Genomic DNA, 17,492 nt, shown 5'->3' with positions numbered 1-17,492 from the left:
GGCAATCGTCATAATTAGGGTTTGCGGCAAAAAGTTTTTCGTGGGGACAGGGTGTGGGGTGTGGGGTGTAGGGTTTTACCCATTTTCAGGGGGTCAATTACCTAATTTTCAGGGAAAAAGTGCCTAAATTTCCCCCCCGATCACTCCAATGGCTGGCACTTTTTGATTTCAAAAAAGCCTAAAAATATTATCCAACAAGGTTTTTAGATTTATTCAGCAACCCCTAGATATATGTAATTAATTGTGTCTAGCTACTTATAATTACCGAGATGCCAGTAGGGATCGTTAAAGGTTGAGCGGGGGACAAGGAGCAAAAAGCCCCTTGGACCCCAGCGAATAGAGGGTCAAAAGTTATCAAAATATTTGACAAAATTGCCACTTTATGGTAGGAAATTGGGTCATTATTATACCTTAAATTTTAAATTTCATCCCATCCCGTTAAGCCAGAAGACATAACATAACTGGTAACGGTTGCTTCAAAAAAGTTAGCTTTGGTGTGGCCTTCTTTTTTGGTATCGGAGAAGCGTTCCAGATGGGTATAGGGACTTTTGTTATACTTTTCTTCCTTGTATAAAGGCTCAAGTCCGATCGCTTTCAGCCGAATATTAGCGAGGTATTTGGTGTACTGTTCGGTACTGTATTCGGTAATACCTAAAATGTCGTTGCCAACAATGTGATTTGTCCAGCGACATTCGTGTTTAACGGCCGTATCGAACATCTCATAAATCTGTTCAACAGAATGGGAAAAAGTTGCCATGGCTTCGGGAATAAGTTTCTGATACAAACGGACGTGACTTAATTCGTCCCGGTTGATCATTTTGAAAACGTCAGCACTACCGGACATTAGCTGTCGAGAAGCGAGATTATAGAAAAAGATAAAGCCATTGTAAAAATACAAACTCTCTAGCAAATAATCGGCGACAAGGGCGATAAAATAGCTTTCAGTAGTTTGTTTATCGATATATTGCTGGTAGAGACTAGCAATAAATTCACAGCGATCCCTGAGAACTTTATCGGTGCGCCAAAAGTCATAAACTTCGCCTCGGCGATCGGAGGGAATAATCGTTTCAATTAAGTATTGATAACTTTGATTGTGCATGGCCTCTTGAGAAATTTGTTCCGCCATACAAAGACTAATTTCTGGCGCAGTGACGCTACCTTTTAGGTGGGGAATATTACAGGTTTGCACGGAATCAAGAAAAGTTAGATAGGATAAAATACCATCATAAGCATATCTTTCTTCGTCGGTAAGATGCCCGTATTCAGTCACGTCTTGAGTGATATCTAATCGTTGCGGAATCCAGAAATTTTCGCGCATTTGTTGATATAAACCCACCGCCCAGGTGTAGCGGACATCGTTTAATTGCATCAGGTTGGTGGTGTTACCAAACCAGATCGAACGGTTTTCGATCGCATCATCTCCCGCCGGATTGAAGATCGGGGAAATGGGCATCGAAGGGCAAGAATTAACTAAATGTAAGGACATGATTACTTGGATATTATGGCACTTTTAGGTTATAATATATTTTCGGTAAAAAGTCAAATCTTTTGATTAGGAATAAATTCAAAATCTAGGGCTTCTGCCAAAGTAAATGGGCAATAGTTCGGGAATTTCTCTAGGTTTATCCCTGTTTCAATGGCGGCTTTTTTTCTGGCCTTATTGTAGCATTTTTTTAAATTTTCTTCTGTTAAAAAAATCTTAAGACTAGGGCTATTTTCTAAATCTTCTTCGATTCTTTCGCGATGCTCAAAAAGGGTTAATGCCCAGCTTCTGGTTTGTTTTTCTGGCTCTTGTAAGTATTTTAGTAAATGCCATAAAATCACAGTTAGATTACTTTTAAGGGCTTTCTGTTGACTGATAGACATAGATTTTATTTCTTCAATTAAATTCTCTAAATCTAAATCAGAAAATTGATGATTTTCTAGTAAAGATATGGTTTTCTCTAGCCAGAGATAGTAGTCCTTTTCGTATAAGTTCTTTTCCATAATTATCCCCCTTCACTTGCTTTTATACTCTGTCAATATTATTTTGAGATTTCAGGAAACCAATCCTCATTTAAAGCCTGTTCTATAGTGCAAATTGGAGCTAAACTGACCAAATTTTCAGCCATTCCAGATAATTCGATCAAAGAAATACGAGCTTCTTGAAAAGAGTTGTTAAAAATTTCAATTAGATAAGGCTGTAGACTAGGACTATCGGCAATAATTCTTTTTATGGCACGACGGAAATTCCTAATTTCATTTTTCCATCCTCTTTGATTATATTCTAATTCCGATTCCCAGTAAGCTAGTTTCAGCAAATGTTCTAATAACCGAGTTAAATAACTTTCTAAACTTCGTTTCTCACTTTTACCCATGCTACTAATTTCGTCAATTAAATTCTCTAAATCTAAATCAGAAAACCGATTATTTTCTAGTAAAGATATGGTTTTCTCTATCCAGAGATAGTAATCTTTTTCGTATAAATCACTCTTCATTGCTTAATCCTCTCCGAGAAACTCAGGAAACCAATTTTCATCTAAAATTTGGTCGATTGCTCCAATAGGTGTAGAACTTAAAAGTCTTTTATCGATGCCAGAACCTTCGATAAATAGATGGCAAGCATCCTCATAACATTGCTCAAGAATCTCGGTGAGGTAAGATACTAAGTTTGTATTATAAGTTCCATCCTTTTTGTTGCTAATAATTCTTTTTATTTGAATGCGAAAATTTAAAATATCCCGTCGCCACTTGTTTTTATTGTAATCGCGCTTAGATTGCCAATAAGTTAATTTAAGTAAATGTTCCAAGAGTTTAGTTAGTAACCTCTCTAACTTCTGACGTTCTCTTCTGGACATATCTTTTATTTCTTCAATTAAATTTTCTAAATCCAACTCAGAAAACTGGCGATTTTCTAGTAAAGATATAGTTTTCTCTAACCAGAGATAGTAATCCTGTTCGTATAAGTTCTTTTCCATAGTCCCTCACCTTAATTAACTATAATCTAACCAAATCATCAATGATTATTATCCTCATATTCAGGAAACCAATCATCATCCAAAGCTTGGGCAAGAGTGAGAATTTTTTCCGTGGGCAAAGTATTGATTTTTACTCCCATTTTTCTAGCTAGGATACGAAGGGCTGACTGATAACATTTATCAAAACTATTCTCTAGATAGGACTTTAAACTTGGATTATCATCAAGAACTTCCCATAAATCAATTCTAAAAATAGTAATTTCTCCTTTCCAGTGATTAGCACTATATTGACGTTCCGATTGCCAATAAGCAAGTTGCAGCAAATGTTGGATTATTCTAGTCAATAAACTTGTTAAGGTATGTTTTTCCTTGATACCCATACTTTTAATCTCCTCGAGGAGATTATCTAAATCTAAATCGGAAAATTGATGATTTTCTAGTAAAGATATGGTTTTCTCTATCCAGAGATAGTAATCCTGTTCGTATAAAGTCTTATCCATAGCTGTGATTAGGTGATTAATAAAACTCATTTTATCAGTCCTAATCTTTGATGTAAAAAAATTAAGGTGGGCATTGCCCACCGAAGTTAACCTTAATTAGCGCAACTAGAACAACTATCGTCAGACTCTCGAAAATTGTCCTTTTGTACGGTACGGATATAATAAATCGCTTTACACCCCAATTCCCACGCCATAACTAGGGTATCAAAGATATCTTTGGCAGTGAGACAACGGTTGGGTTCTGCGGGGAAATAAACCCCTTCATTGAGGTTGAATAATAACTCCATAGAAATCCCCGTATCGATCCATTCTTGCATAGTAGCGATCGCTTTCACCACTTGCTGCTGTTCGAGATTTTTGTTCTCTGAATAAAACCAGAAAGCTTCTTCAATAAAAGGTGGTGCGATGGGAACGGTTCCCTTTGCCCATTTATCGTAGAAAAAGCGACTATAAACCGGCAAAACACTAGCGGTACATCCCTGTACCAAACTAGAGGAAGTATTAGGAGCAATGGCGGTAATATGGGAATTACGGATGCCAAATCGTTGAATATCTGCGGCTAATTGTTGCCATCTTTGCGGTTGCACCGCATTATTTAAAAACCATTCCACTGGTTTTGCTCCGATTAATTTACCTTGGCTCCATTCACTACCCAAGAAAGCTTGATAAGCACCGCGTTCTTTGGCTAATTCCATCGAGGAATAGGTACACCAATAGCCAATTTCTTCAAATAAATTACTAATTTCTGACAGGTTATTGTAGGATAATTTCCGTTTAGCTAACCAGTCAGCCAATCCCATCGCCCCTACCCCAATAGTGCGATATTTATCGTTGTGGTTTTTAGCATTATCAAAGGGAGGATTAGTAATATCGATAGTATTGTCGAGAATCCTGACAGCGATTTGACAATTAGACTCGATTTCTTCCCTGTCGATGTTGGCTAAATTAAGGCTAACTAAATTACAGCAATGGGCAGTTTTATCGGGGGTGACATTGCTAAAAGATTCGGTGCATTGTCCTGTTAGAATGCCGTTAAACATTCCCAGATGACGCTTGGGTTCTGTAAAACAGTAGGTGTCATCTCGACGACAGGTTAACTCTACCGATTCAATGCGGATAAACTGAGTGGCCGAACGTTGGGGTTCTTTTAAAGTCCATTGTAAGCGATGAGTTTTAAGTCCCAATTGACCAAGTTGAAATAGTCCGACAGAATTAATCAGTAAACGATATTTTGGTTGACAGAGATATTCTTGATAATTTCCCTTTCCATTTGGCATCAATTTATAGCCACCGTCATCCATAACAGTAACTTTGGAATCAACTCCTAAAGTCTGTAACATTAGGCGAATATCGAGCAAAAATTGCCGGTTAACAGCAGCAATCTGGAGAGACTCGTTAGAACCATTGCGGGCAACTGTTCCATCGGCATCAAGTAAACCAGCTAACCATTCTAAACGAGATTTAATTGTGTAACCATTGAGAGGAACTGTAAATTTACTGGGAATATCTAACGGGAGTTTACAGACGATCCGATCTTGTTTACTGTCATGATATACCGCTAGGGTATCGGTTTCTTTTCTCCAAAAAGTACCTTTTTCAATAGAGCCATTTCCCTGATATTTGTTACGAATAGCCAATAAGGGAAGTAACTCTTTTTTAACTCCGTATAGGTCAACTTCTGGCATTCCATTGTTTCCGTAACTCCCATCTCCAGAAAAGAATCCTGCGGTGTAGGCGTAGGGAAAGTCAAGATCATTTTCTGACTGGATGAGAGGCAGCTGGTATTTAATTAATTTATCTCCTTGTTTGAGGTCTTTTGCCTCGACAATTTCCACGGTTCCCTTGTAGTTTTTCTGAACGTAAAACTTATGGTAGTAAGTACATTCTAAGGCCTCTCCGTTAGAGAAATTTACCTTTAATAAAGGCTGGTTTTCTCCAGTCTTTTTAACTAATACTTCTGACCACTCCAATCCATTCCAGACATTAACATATTCCCCCACCAAATCAGCGATTGCTATTTGTCCTCGGTCAGTAAGAATTTTTGTTTCTCCCGCGACGCATAAATTTACACCGGGGATATAGCCATCATGTTTATTAGGATTAGCGCGATTGATGGTATCTTTGAAGGCAATGTAGGGCATTCCTGTTTCTACTTGGGAACGCATGATACTTTTAAATAAGTCCCGGGCATTGATTTTTTTATAGAGGAGAATCTCTTGATCTAAATTAGCTTCTACTAAACGATAGGCCTCTTCAAATTCTTCCCCCCATAGTTCCGCTAATTCTATACCTAATTTATTGCGAACTTCGTAGGGATCTACTAATGTCCACTCGTCTTTATTTATCACCCGACGCATGAATTCATCGGTGATAACTAATTGGGGAAAAACATCATAAGCTTTGCGTCTTTGATCACCGTTTTCTGTCTGCATTTCCAGAAATTCTGGCACATCTAAATGCCAGATGTCAACACCGATAGTTACTGCCCCGGCGCGTCTTCCCCCCTGATTTACTGCAATAGCTGTATCGTTGAGTAATTTAATCCAAGGAATAATCCCCCCGGAAGCATTAGCTTTCCCCATTACCCAGCTACCAGTGGCGCGAATTCTACTCACATTCACCCCGACACCGCCACCATTTTTTGAGATGCGGGCAGCATTAGTAATCTCGTCGAAAATGCTTTCTAAACTGTCGTCAATGGAGAGGATAAAACAACTGGTTAGGGAACCTTTGGGAGTGCGTAAATTGGCTAAAATTGGGGTGGCGAGAGAGATTTTTCTTTGAGCGATTGCTTGATAAAATTTCTTCGCCCAGGGGAGTCTATTAGCTGGTTCTTCCACAGTGGCAAGCAGTAAGGAACAGGTTAATAATGCCTCTTGGGGTAACTCATTTTTGAGTAAATAACGGCTAGTGATTAACAATGCCCCGGCGTAATCATAATCGATGTCCCAATCAGGATTAATCCAAGAACCAGCTTCTTTTAATTCTGCCTCGGAATAGATGAGAATCCTTTCGTCGTACAGCTGATTTTTAACTTGAGTTTTGACGGTTTTCTCGTAATTTCCGTACTGATAACCCCGGGCTACTAAGGTATCTTTCCAAAGACTCCAAATATGCAATCTTCCCGCCACATAGCGCCAATCCGGTTCCTCTGGACTACACATTTCTAGGGCGCAATTAATTAAATTATCCTGTATTTCCCTAGTGGTAATCCCATCCCGCAGGCGTGTGGTTAAACCCGCTTCTAAGGCGATTGAATTGACTTTTTTGCCCTCACAAGCCCACTCTACCACGTCGCGAATTTTGCCGATATTTAAGCTTGTGGTGGAACCATCGCGCCGAATCACTCTAATTCCATGACTGCCCATATTAGCTAAAGGGGTAGAACGAAAGGGTATTACTTCGTTATTTTTGTGAATGGAGACGGCAGTAGTCAAGGGCTTTGATTGCATAATTAGGAAATTGCGGCGTTAAAAAATTTGACAAATTAATCTATTTGTACTAGAGTATTCTATCAGATTTTCTGGGAAAACACAACATCTAGCGTGTTAAATAATCCTATCACTCTATATATGGTATAGCCAGGATTATTTTGTTCCCTAAAAACAGTGTTTTGGATGACATTTTCTGGAAAAAATTCTTGATTTTTCCCAGAAAACAGTTCTTTTGTATGCTTGACAAAAAAACTATTCTTTGATAGCAAAAACAGATTGACAAAATACTTTTGATCCGATTCTGCTTGACTGCTGAGGAGGTTGTGGTCAGACTTTATTTGTTCTTAACTTTTCGATAATTTAAGACAAGAGTGGATTAAAAGTCAAATTTCCTCTGAGAACCTCTGAGAGAGTGAATTTTCTCTTTTCGCTATTTAGTGGCTTACCGCTAGAATAATAGAACAAAAACGCTATATATAGCGTCTAGCGAGTAGAGGACAAGGATGAAATATTTAGAAGAATGGCGTGATAGCGGGGTGGATGCGGAGTTAATCGAACTCAATGTCACCGGTTTAGCGGGGTTATCTCCCAGTGAATACCTACTCTACTCCCAAGAATTACCGCGACGCAATGATGGCAGAGTTAGGGATGATATTCTCAAGCGTTATGAACATATCAGTCAAGGCGGTTGGTGGTGTTCAGGAATTGACTTATTAACGGGTAATTATGACCTTTGGGGCTGTTTTAAGCCCGATTTTCCCCGTTTAAGCCTTGATAAGGCTAAACCGATTAAGTACGAACATCCTCCCCAAACCCCTACGGGAGTCTTTGCTTTGCGGGTTCCCCTGAAAATTTGGCAAAGGATAGCCCAGCATATCAGTATTAATATTTTAACTGAAGAAGTGGATAATAAGCAAGAGGATCTCGGTTTTTGGTCCTGGGTAATTAAACATCCAGAGATACCTATTTGTCTTACGGAAGGAGCGAAAAAAGCGGGGGCATTACTAACAGCAGGTTATGCGACAATTGCCTTACCCGGAATTCACAATGGTTATCGTACTCCCAAGGACGAATTAGGTAGAAGAATCGGCAAATCTCATCTAATTCCGCAGCTAGAAAAATTAGCTAATTCAGGACGAAAGATTTATCTAGTTTTTGATCAAGAAACTAAACCAAAGAACCAACAAGCGGTTAATTTAGCTTTACAGAGAATGGGTTATCTATTCAGTCAGGCTAACTGTCAGGTAAAGGTAGTTACTTGGGATGCTGCTGACGGTAAAGGGGTGGATGATTTACTAATCAATCGAGGAGAAGATTACTTCCAACAAGTCTATCAAAAAGCTACCTCTTGGGAAATTTGGAAGGCAGCGAGTTTAAATAGTTTAACTCTCCCACCTCATCTAGAGTTAAATAGCCGTTACTTGCCAGATATTGCTATCCCTACATCAGCGCAGTTAATGGCGATTAAATCGGCTAAAGGTACAGGAAAAACTGAGTTTTTAGCTAAGATAGTTAAACAGGCTATTGCCAATCAACAAAAAGTTTTAGTTATTGGTCATCGAGTCAAACTGGTAGAGGAGCTATGTCAACGCTTTGGTTTAAACTATATCAGCAAAGTTAGAGATAATCCTGCGGCACAAATTTACGGTTATGGTTTATGTATTGACTCTCTCCATCCCCAATCACAAGCTAAATTTCATGCGGAAGATTGGCAAGGAGCTATGATTATTATCGATGAGATCGAACAAGTTTTATGGCATGGGTTAAATGGGGATACTTGTAAAACTAATCGAGTAGCAATTTTAAAGTCTTTAAAGTCTCTACTACAAACTGTGGTCGGCAGCGGGGGAAAAGTCTTAGTTGCTGATGCTGATTTAAGTGATATTTCCCTAGAATATCTAACTTCTTTAGCAGCTATTAAACTAGAAACTTTCTTGATTAGTAACGATTGGAAACCTAATTATCAGGAAGCTTGGCGAGTTTATAACTACTCTGATAATACTCCACAACAGCTAGTTAAGGATTTAGTTAAACATATTAAAGAGGGAGGAAAACCTTTTGTTTGTCTATCAGCACAAAAATTAACCAGCAAATGGGGGACAATTACCCTAGAATCTTATCTAAGAAAGCAATTTCCTCAGAAGAAAATTCTGCGGATAGATTCAGAGTCATTGCCAGATTCTAGTCACGCTGCCTATCAAGCGATTGGCAATTTAAATCAGTTGTTGATTAACTATGATATAGTTCTAGCTAGTCCTGCGATCGAAACGGGAATTAGTATTGATATTCAGCAACACTTTACCTCGGTTTGGTGTTTAGCACAGGGAATTCAAACTCCCACTTCTATCGCTCAATTTTTAGGGAGAATTAGAGAGAATATTCCTCGTTATATTTGGTCAGCAGTGTACGGATTTAATCAGGTGGGCAATGGTTCCACTTCTATCCCCAAACTTCTCACCTCTGGACACCGATTAACGGAGGTGAATATTCGCTTACTACACCAATCAGATTTAGAATCTCTTGAGGATTTAGATACAAATTTTCAAGCGGAATCTCTCCTCTGCTGGGCAAAAATGGCTGTGCGAGTAAATGCTTATATGCTTAATTATCGTCAGTCAATCTTAGGTATTTTACAAGCAGAAGGTCATAGAATTAAAGAACGGAATCAGGAAGAAGAACTAGAAATAAATAATCAGTTAACGGAAGCAATTGAAGAAATTAGGGAACATAATTATCGTTCTGAATGCGAGGCAATTGCCAGCGCAGCTGAGATCACGGAATCAGAATATCGTTGGCTTAAAAAACAGTTAATTAAGTCAGTGAAAGAAAGGAGAATTATCAGGAAATATGACCTATACAAACGCTATGGAATCCCCGTCACACCGCAATTAGTGATTAAAGATGATCAAGGATGGTATCAAGAACTACGCTTACATTACTTTTTGACAATTGGGCGACAATTTTTGTGCGATCGAGATGCTTTAATTGCCCGTAAACTGATAGAATCAGGTCACGGAAGTTTATTTATTCCCGATTTTAATGGTAGTCAATTAGGAGTGATTATCGGGACGTTAGAAGTGTTAGGAATTCCCGTATTATTAGCTAACCCTGAAAGAGAATTAACTAATCATGATGCCGATTTACAAAAAATGGCCGAAATCGCCATTAAAAACCGCAACGAGATTAAAACTATCACCAAGATTAACCTCTCTAATACTTCCCGTCCTCTGACGATTATTCGTAATTGTTTGAACTTGTTAGGTTATGAATTAACCAGCAAGGGCAGCCAGAGAATTGCTAAAAAATCTCTAAAAGTTTATCAGATTGTTGCCCCTCAGGATGGTAGAGAACAAGTGTTTCAACAATGGTTATTTAGAGATGAAAAATGTGCGGGAAGTTCTGAGATTTGGTATGAGGACTATCTCTTTTCTCTCACCCAGAAACCATCTCTAGGCGAACCGGAAAATGCTTATATTCAATTAAGTCTAGAATTATAGTCTAGCTATGGGGAAAATTGCCTATTTAAGCGACTTTTTTGCCTAAAATGACCACATCAGCCAGAAAATCGTCTAGATCGGCAATTTGAGGTAAATAACCCCATCGTTGAAAGCCGAATTTTTCAAAGAGACGAATACTGGCTTGATTGTGGGCAAAAATAATACAGATAAGATTAGATATACCCAATTTGGGACAGCGATTCAGGGCATATTCTACTAATAATTTACCGATTCCACGACCTTGATAATCGGGGGCAATATATAAACTAACCTCTGCCGTTTTTTGGTAAGCGACACGACCATAAAACATCTGTAAACTCAGCCAACCCACCACCCGACCTTCGATCGCTATTACCAAGATGGGATACTGTTCAGGATCGTGCTTTTTAAACCATTCTCGCCGACTTTCGAGGGAAATAGGCTTTAAATCTGCGGTTGCCTTGCGAGTGGGAACAGCAGCATTATAAATCTCGATAATTGTTGGTAAATCTGTTTCTTTGGCCTCGCGAATAATCATAGAATATCAAGTAAAAAGTAAAAAGTAAAAAGTAAAAAAATAATATTTCTTATTTTCTACCTACCTATCGGGTTGATTCTCAGGATGAAGTATAACCTAATTTTGCCTTGTCTCCTAACTTCTGAATTCTGTTATATCTCTCAATCTTACTTTAAAATTGAGTTTGATAGCGGACGGTAAACTCATTCAAATTGTAATCGTAGGAAAAGCGGATAAAAGACTGGGAATTGACTCGATAGACGGTTTCCAAATTGGGAAGAATATTAAAATCCGTTGCCCTGATCGCATTACTAACCGCATTCTCCACATCATACACGACTCCTTGGGCTAAGAGGGGAATCGCCAACTGAACCACTCCAAATTGAATTAATTGTTCTGTATTTTTCCCCTGTAAACCATTAAAAACCGACAGCAATTGTTCCCCCAAAAGTCGAACGATTTCTCCTTGGCTGCGGGGGGGAGTGCTGGTTAATTTAACTAGGGGAGTATTAAGCAATCCCTCATCTTCACCTCTAGCAAAAGCCACTGCTTGTAAACAATTAGCAGCTTTTTGTAATTCTGTATCTGTATAGTTTTCCTCTAGGGGAAAAGGTGGACTATCGGGACGAATTTGGCACACTTCATTGATATTACGTCCTAAATTTGGTAGCAAGCGGTTTAATTCCCCTTCAACGCTGAGGGTGACATCGATCCTTTGAATGCGATTGAGGCTATCATCGGGAATTTCATTGCTAGGAAAATCTCCCCCCGGACGGGAGATAGCAAAATCGCGAGATTGAGAAAATTCGCTGAGAATTGTTCGCAGTTGAATATTAACAAAGGGATTAAAAAGTCCCAACCCGCGACTAGAATCGAAAACAATAACATTTTGATTGCGTCGGTTAAGAAGAAAACGAGTATCGATGTAACTAACCCGTCCTCGATCGAGATTAATCACTCCATTGGTTTGTAATTTCTCCAGTGGAGTGAGCGGACCGTTCAAGGTTAAAGCACCACTAAAATCAAATTGATACAAAGGTTCTTGTTCGATTGATAATCCTGCTAAAGACACTTGGAAATTATTTAAAACTGGAGTAATATTTGTCGTCTGAGGAATGTTGAGAGGCTGCAGCCAGCGACTCACTGGTTTATCCGTTTCTTGATTAATTTCTGCTGTGCGAGGAAGAAAAACTTTACCCCTAGAAAGACGCACATTACCCCCGATAATTGGTTGCTGAATTGTTCCTGTCACCATGGCATTCCCAGCAATTAATCCCCGATAAAGACCATTAATTGCTATATCTCCCTCTTGAATATTAACTGTTAACGGATTAGGATTATTTTTGATGGCTTGAAAGAAAGGTAAAACTCCCACCACAGAAATTTGTCTGTCAGCGATCGAGCCTTGTAATTCCTCTACTGTTAAGCTTTCAGGGGTTAACCCAATGCGGCCATTTACGGTTAAAATCTCTGGAAAAGCAACACTGCGGATAGCGGCATTATTAAGAGTAACTATACCATTTGCTTCTAAATCTTTGATTTTTAAGCCCTCTTTTATATCTAATCTTCCCATCGCTGAAAGAACTACCTCTCCCTCACCGTTAACCCATTCGATGGCGTTTTGACTGATAGCTTCAATTAATTTGATTCCATCGGTTCCCAATTTTGCTTGGATTTTTAATTGATCATTACCCGGTAAGGGAGGATAGGGAATGCTGGCATAGATTTGGATTGATTCGGAGGAGGTTGTCCGCAAATCAAAACGATACTGATTATAGGTAAATAAACCAATTATATCCTGATTAATATTTTGGGCATTAATTGCACCGTCAATAAAGGCAAAATTACCCTGAATACGAGGATTTAATAAGGTTCCTGCAATTTGTCCTTGAGTTTTTAGACTACCGGATACATCCAAGGGAAACTGCACAAAATTTCTCAAGAGATCCAGAGAAAGATTTTCCACGGCAAAAGTTCCCTCTACTTTGTTTAGGGAAAAATCACCCGCTAAAAATACGGAAGAATCTCGTGATTTTAATCTAATCGGTTCTATCCTGAGCAACTGACGATTTAAGTTAAGATTAATTGTTACTTCATCAATAGGAATTAATTGGGTATCGGTGGTGACAATTCCGAGAGGGTTAACAATATTTACCGTCGGTCTTTGGGGTCGCCATTCCCATCTATTGCCCTGAAATTTTACGCTAAGATCTGGATTTTTTAAAGTCCCAGTTAAGGCTATATTTGCTTGATAACGGCCGCGAAAATCTAGTTCAGAAGGTATCCCGACTACCCCTCTTTCCCTTGCTAATTGCTGGATTATTTCTTCAATTTTTGCCCGCACATTTACCCGTTCTGCTAGGGAAGCTTCGGGATTACCTACTTCTAGGGGACTAAGTTGAATAGCTGGGTTATTTTCGGAGGAGAAAAGGGTGATTAAACTGGTTAAATCATAGATACTAGCAACTGATAATAAATCTTGAATATAACCTTGATCTACCCTGAGTTTAGCTTCTATTTCCTGGGTTTGCCAATTAAATAAACCTTGCAGATTATATTGACTTGCACCCGCTTGTAAACTCCCCTCTTGCAGTTGAACTATGGAATCCCGATAAACCAAATTTGCCGTTAATTTTTCCCCGATTAAGTTACCTAAACTAGGTCGGTTAATCTCTAGTTGTCCCTGTCCCTGTAAGTTAAATAAATTGATGTCTAGATTAGCATTTACTTGTCCAGCAATAATCCCCGGAACATTGTAGGCTGCCGTGGGAGATATTTTCAGGATTTCTAGGGGAAAATCGGCAATCTGAACATTTAAATTTTCTCCGCTTCGTTTAGCTGTTGCTAAAAAAGGAGTTTTATTTCCAAAAGCTTGGCGAATATTTATCCCTAAGGGAAGATAGGGCAGCAGACAATTATTTTGTTGACAAGGATCGAAAGTCAGGTCAATAATGTCCTGATTTCCCCGCAGATTTAAACTAATATTTTGACCGATTCCTGCTTGCATACTTCCTTTTAAGATAGGTTCAAAGGGTCGATCATTAATGCTAAAGTTAGCTAAATTTATATCTCCTTTGATTTGTATATTTCCCACTTTTTGCCAAGCAGTTAAGAGATTTTTTCCTGTGATTTGTCCTTGAAATTCTCCGATCCCTGTCAGTGTCGATTCTCTGGGTTTCAAACGAGGATCGATCGGTAAAAGCGATATAATCTCAGCCAAGGGTACAGTAGCAAGGTCTGTTTTTGCCTGTAGATTTAAGTTAACCTCAGCGATATCGGGTTGACTGATAAGATTAGCTAAAAGAATATTTCCTCGCACATCAAAGCTATTTTCTCCCCACTGTGCCGAGAGATTATTAACCTGAATTGGTGTTACTCCCTGCCAAATTTCTTTAATATTTCCTGCTAAATTCGCCCTAAAATCTAAGTTAGGAATCGAGATTGATTTTATTCCTGGCAATTGTCCTAGTACGGCAGCGGGATCGAGATTAGCGGCAATAATATCACTTTGCCAGAAATTATTATTCAGTTGTGCCTTAGCTTTAATTTCTCCTTTGGCTACATTAATACGAGAGTTAAAAACTGCTTTGATACTGCTTAAGTTGAGTCGTTTTTCTTGCAGGGAGTCGAAAATAGTTTGGGCATTTCCTGCTGCTTGAAAACTGGTTTGGGAAATATTCAACGGTAGGGGAATATTAGTCTGAAAATTCTCTAAGCTACTGAGAATATTAAAAATACCGTTGTTTAACTGAATATCAGTATTAATCGGATTATTATCCACTAACAACCGAGTATTTACCCTAGCATTGACGGTGGACAAATTAGAGATTTTTCCCGCTAGTAAATTATTGATTGCACTGGTGAAATTGACTTGGGTTTTCCCTAGACTAACAGGAATATTTATATTGGGTAAAAACGGATTTAAGTTAATGCCAGCTGTATTAACTATACCGCTTAAAATACCTTTTTCCAGTTGGGCAGTAGTTTTTAGGGATCGATTATTGACAAATAACTGTATATCTCCCTCTCCGCGCCAAGTTTGTAAATCCGTTAAAGTACCGCTAATCAGAGAATTTATCCTGCCAGCAAAGCTGATTTTTGCCCTGCCTAAACTGACGGGAACTGTTAAATTTTCCACTAGAGGATTAAGACTAATCCCACTGGTATTAACTGTTCCTGTCAGGAAACCTTGATTCAGTTTGGCTGTGGCAATTAAAGGATTATTATCTACTAATAACTGCATATTACCTTGACCTTGCCAACTGCTGAAAATATTATTTTTATTATTTAGTAATTCTCCTAAATAACCTTGTAAATTAATTTGTGATCGCACTAATTTAACCTGGGTTGGTAAGTTAGGCAATAGGGAATTAATCGGCAATCCCGCTAAGAAAGCGTTAGCCTGAAGATTTCCTTGCAATACTTGACTATTGACTAAAATTGTGCCTTGTTTACTGCTAATTTCTAAGTTAGCAACTCCGTTTAAAGTATTAATATTAAGTTGGTCAATTTGCCCACTAACTTGAATATTAGCTGTCTCTAAATTTAAGGGTTCTAAGGTTTCTAGGTAGGGGCAAATGCTATCTAAATATTCACAAACAAGAGGCACAAAAGGAGTCAATAAAAAGTTATTACCCGTGATTTTTGCCCGGACTAATTTGCTAGTAAAATCCCTATTACCATTAACCTGTAGTTTGCCGCCATTTGTTTTAATGACCGTATCGGTTAAATTTATTTTGTTGCCCCCTAAAAATACTTTACCCTCCCCGGCAACATTGATTAATCCTGACTGATTAACCGTGGGTATTTGCCAATTAATTAATAATTGTGGCAGTCCTAAACTACCCCTAGCTTTAATATTAGCTTGCAGATCGTTTATATTAATTTTAGCGGGAATTGTTGCGAATTGAGATAAAATTTTTCTCGTGGGAAAATGCGCTTGTAAATTCAAATTAATCGGCATTTTTGTCCCGTCAAGAGGTTGATTTTTTTGCAGGGATTGCAGAATATTTAACTGCAATTTTCCTTCTCCTTTAATTTCTCCACCTGCGACGGGTTTAATTTGAATTTTATCTAAATTAAGACGGTTGAGATTTGTTTGAAAATTACTGGTTATTGATTGAATAGGAATTTGCTCAAAAATAATCGGTTTGCTGTTGCTAACGGTTCCTTTAATTAGAGGTTGATCTAGTTTTCCCGTCACTTGAAAAGTAGAGCGCGCTTCTCCCCGTAAATCTAGAGGTGATTGCAGATAAATAATTCTTAAAAGTTGTTGTAAATCCACCGATTCTAGAGCGACATTGAGATGATAACCAGTTTGCCAATTTACTTCTCCTCTCACCTCAGTTTTAATCTTGCCAATAGTTGCGTTCGCTTGTTCAACTAATACTTTGTCTCCCTGTAAATTTAACTTAGTTGTTAGCTTAATTGGATAGGGGAAAGGGTGGAATTTTCCCGCTACTTCCGTCACCTGAAAATTGCCATTACCTTGAATTTGATTTAGCTTTGCCCAACTGGGAATATTGAGAGCAATATTAGCATTTACTTGTCCTTGATTTAATTGAAAATTGCGATTAGGAATTAAAGTTAATAGTTCACTTAAGTTTAAACGGTCGATCTGAAGATTAGTTAGGCTTTCACCCGTTTTTAACGCCGTTTCTCCTTGAATTTTTACTTGACTTTTGAGGATTTCTGCGCTAAAATCGTAGGTGAGAGGCTGCCTTTGATTATCAATAAATCTTCCTTGACCATCGGCCTTAATTTCTATCGGTTTTTTCAGGGCATAGGGTTGGATAGTAAGAGCTGCCTTCTCCACCTGAAAACCCAGATTTAACTTAATGGGTGCCTCCCGATCAAAGTTACTAGCTATTTTTTCTAAATTATCGAGCCATTGACCATTTTTATCCTGATCGAGATAAATACTGGGATTAATTAACTTGACATCAATCGGCAGCGGCAGACCTAAAAGTAAGGGCAGCGGATTTAATCCCAATTCGATCGCATCAATAGATAAACTATCAGCAGAATTAACCGTAGCTGGAATTTCCGATTTACCGATACGAATGCGATTAAAATAAAAGCCCTCTATCTTGCCTACCCTGACGGGTCTGTGCAGCATTTCACTGAAGATATTGTCTAAAATTGGGGTTAGACGTTCATAAACTAAATAACGAGTCGTAAAATAGCCAAGGGAGGTAATTCCTAGGAGAGTAATTCCCCCAACAATTAAAGTAGAAGGCCGGCGGACAAATCGACCGATACTCAGAAAAAGATTAGGACGAGGAGAAGGATCACCAGGGGAGTTACTCATCGAAAAACTGGGGCTGAAACCCCGCCCTTTAGCGATAGCGGAGGGCGGCTTTATATGAATTAGTGAGAAACAATTAAACCGTTAGAACGACGAATTAACTGAATCTTGCTAACAGCTATCTGTCCCAATCGTTGACCATTGGTATCGCTTACAGATAACTGTTTTTCGGTATCTCCACTAACATAACCAATTCCTTTGGGAGAAGAAACTAAATCTCCTTTACGGAACCCATGTCTTGTGGTAGAGCCACCATATTTACGTCGTTTACCACCTTTAGAAAAAACCATCAGGTGAAGTT

9 protein-coding genes and 1 pseudogene are annotated in these 17,492 nt (G+C 38.6%); 1 reads left to right on the top strand and 9 read right to left on the bottom strand.

Annotated features, from left to right (window positions below):
• Window positions 1-418: 418 nt before the first annotated feature.
• From IM322_RS22900 to IM322_RS22875, 6 genes are all read right to left on the bottom strand, one after another.
• On the bottom strand, window positions 419-1,486 hold the full coding sequence (locus tag IM322_RS22900; protein WP_287676428.1) for a ribonucleotide-diphosphate reductase subunit beta: 1,068 nt from the start codon (window positions 1,484-1,486) through the stop codon (window positions 419-421).
• Between the two features lie 53 nt (window positions 1,487-1,539).
• Window positions 1,540-1,986 carry a DUF29 domain-containing protein gene (locus IM322_RS22895; RefSeq protein ID WP_287078109.1) on the bottom strand — a complete coding sequence of 149 codons (447 nt, stop codon included), beginning with the start codon at window positions 1,984-1,986 and terminating at the stop codon, window positions 1,540-1,542.
• A gap of 38 nt (window positions 1,987-2,024) precedes the next feature.
• The gene (locus IM322_RS22890) at window positions 2,025-2,477 is read right to left on the bottom strand and encodes a DUF29 domain-containing protein (RefSeq protein ID WP_287078110.1); all 453 of its coding nucleotides are present in this window, start codon (window positions 2,475-2,477) and stop codon (window positions 2,025-2,027) included.
• Window positions 2,478-2,480: 3 nt separating this feature from the next.
• Window positions 2,481-2,957, bottom strand: coding sequence for a DUF29 domain-containing protein (locus IM322_RS22885; protein ID WP_287676429.1), 477 nt, complete (start codon window positions 2,955-2,957; stop codon window positions 2,481-2,483).
• 38 nt (window positions 2,958-2,995) lie between these two features.
• The gene (locus IM322_RS22880; protein WP_287676430.1) at window positions 2,996-3,487 is read right to left on the bottom strand and encodes a DUF29 domain-containing protein; all 492 of its coding nucleotides are present in this window, start codon (window positions 3,485-3,487) and stop codon (window positions 2,996-2,998) included.
• 62 nt (window positions 3,488-3,549) lie between these two features.
• The gene (locus IM322_RS22875) at window positions 3,550-6,909 is read right to left on the bottom strand and encodes a ribonucleotide reductase barrel domain-containing protein (RefSeq protein WP_287676431.1); all 3,360 of its coding nucleotides are present in this window, start codon (window positions 6,907-6,909) and stop codon (window positions 3,550-3,552) included.
• A gap of 485 nt (window positions 6,910-7,394) precedes the next feature.
• Here IM322_RS22875 and IM322_RS22870 point away from each other — a divergent pair, with 485 nt between their 5' ends.
• Window positions 7,395-10,388, top strand: a complete 2,994-nt coding sequence (locus tag IM322_RS22870) for a plasmid replication protein, CyRepA1 family (RefSeq protein WP_287676432.1) — start codon at window positions 7,395-7,397, stop codon at window positions 10,386-10,388.
• 25 nt (window positions 10,389-10,413) lie between these two features.
• Here IM322_RS22870 and IM322_RS22865 read toward each other — a convergent pair whose 3' ends face one another.
• The 3 genes and pseudogenes from IM322_RS22865 to IM322_RS22855 all read right to left on the bottom strand — a co-directional run.
• Window positions 10,414-10,905 carry a GNAT family N-acetyltransferase gene (locus IM322_RS22865; RefSeq protein ID WP_287676433.1) on the bottom strand — a complete coding sequence of 164 codons (492 nt, stop codon included), beginning with the start codon at window positions 10,903-10,905 and terminating at the stop codon, window positions 10,414-10,416.
• Window positions 10,906-11,056: 151 nt separating this feature from the next.
• Window positions 11,057-17,194 (bottom strand): translocation/assembly module TamB domain-containing protein, encoded by a 6,138-nt coding sequence (locus IM322_RS22860; protein ID WP_287676435.1) that lies wholly within the window; start codon window positions 17,192-17,194, stop codon window positions 11,057-11,059.
• Window positions 17,195-17,253: 59 nt separating this feature from the next.
• Window positions 17,254-17,492: pseudogene (locus tag IM322_RS22855) on the bottom strand (hypothetical protein); the annotation flags it as partial.

This window comes from Microcystis sp. M109S1, assembly GCF_020247025.1.
Taxonomy (GTDB): Bacteria; Cyanobacteriota; Cyanobacteriia; order Cyanobacteriales; family Microcystaceae; genus Microcystis.
The sequence above is the reverse complement of the archived record's forward strand: the minus strand, read 5'-3'. Positions and strand labels throughout refer to the sequence as shown.

Coding starts and splice junctions, on each gene's coding strand:
- IM322_RS22875 (WP_287676431.1), bottom strand. CDS start 6,909: ATGCAATCAAAGCCCTTGACTACTGCCGTCTCCATTCACAAAAATAAC.
- IM322_RS22885 (WP_287676429.1), bottom strand. CDS start 2,957: ATGGAAAAGAACTTATACGAACAGGATTACTATCTCTGGTTAGAGAAA.
- IM322_RS22890 (WP_287078110.1), bottom strand. CDS start 2,477: ATGAAGAGTGATTTATACGAAAAAGATTACTATCTCTGGATAGAGAAA.
- IM322_RS22870 (WP_287676432.1), top strand. CDS start 7,395: ATGAAATATTTAGAAGAATGGCGTGATAGCGGGGTGGATGCGGAGTTA.
- IM322_RS22860 (WP_287676435.1), bottom strand. CDS start 17,194: ATGAGTAACTCCCCTGGTGATCCTTCTCCTCGTCCTAATCTTTTTCTG.
- IM322_RS22880 (WP_287676430.1), bottom strand. CDS start 3,487: ATGAGTTTTATTAATCACCTAATCACAGCTATGGATAAGACTTTATAC.
- IM322_RS22865 (WP_287676433.1), bottom strand. CDS start 10,905: ATGATTATTCGCGAGGCCAAAGAAACAGATTTACCAACAATTATCGAG.
- IM322_RS22900 (WP_287676428.1), bottom strand. CDS start 1,486: ATGTCCTTACATTTAGTTAATTCTTGCCCTTCGATGCCCATTTCCCCG.
- IM322_RS22895 (WP_287078109.1), bottom strand. CDS start 1,986: ATGGAAAAGAACTTATACGAAAAGGACTACTATCTCTGGCTAGAGAAA.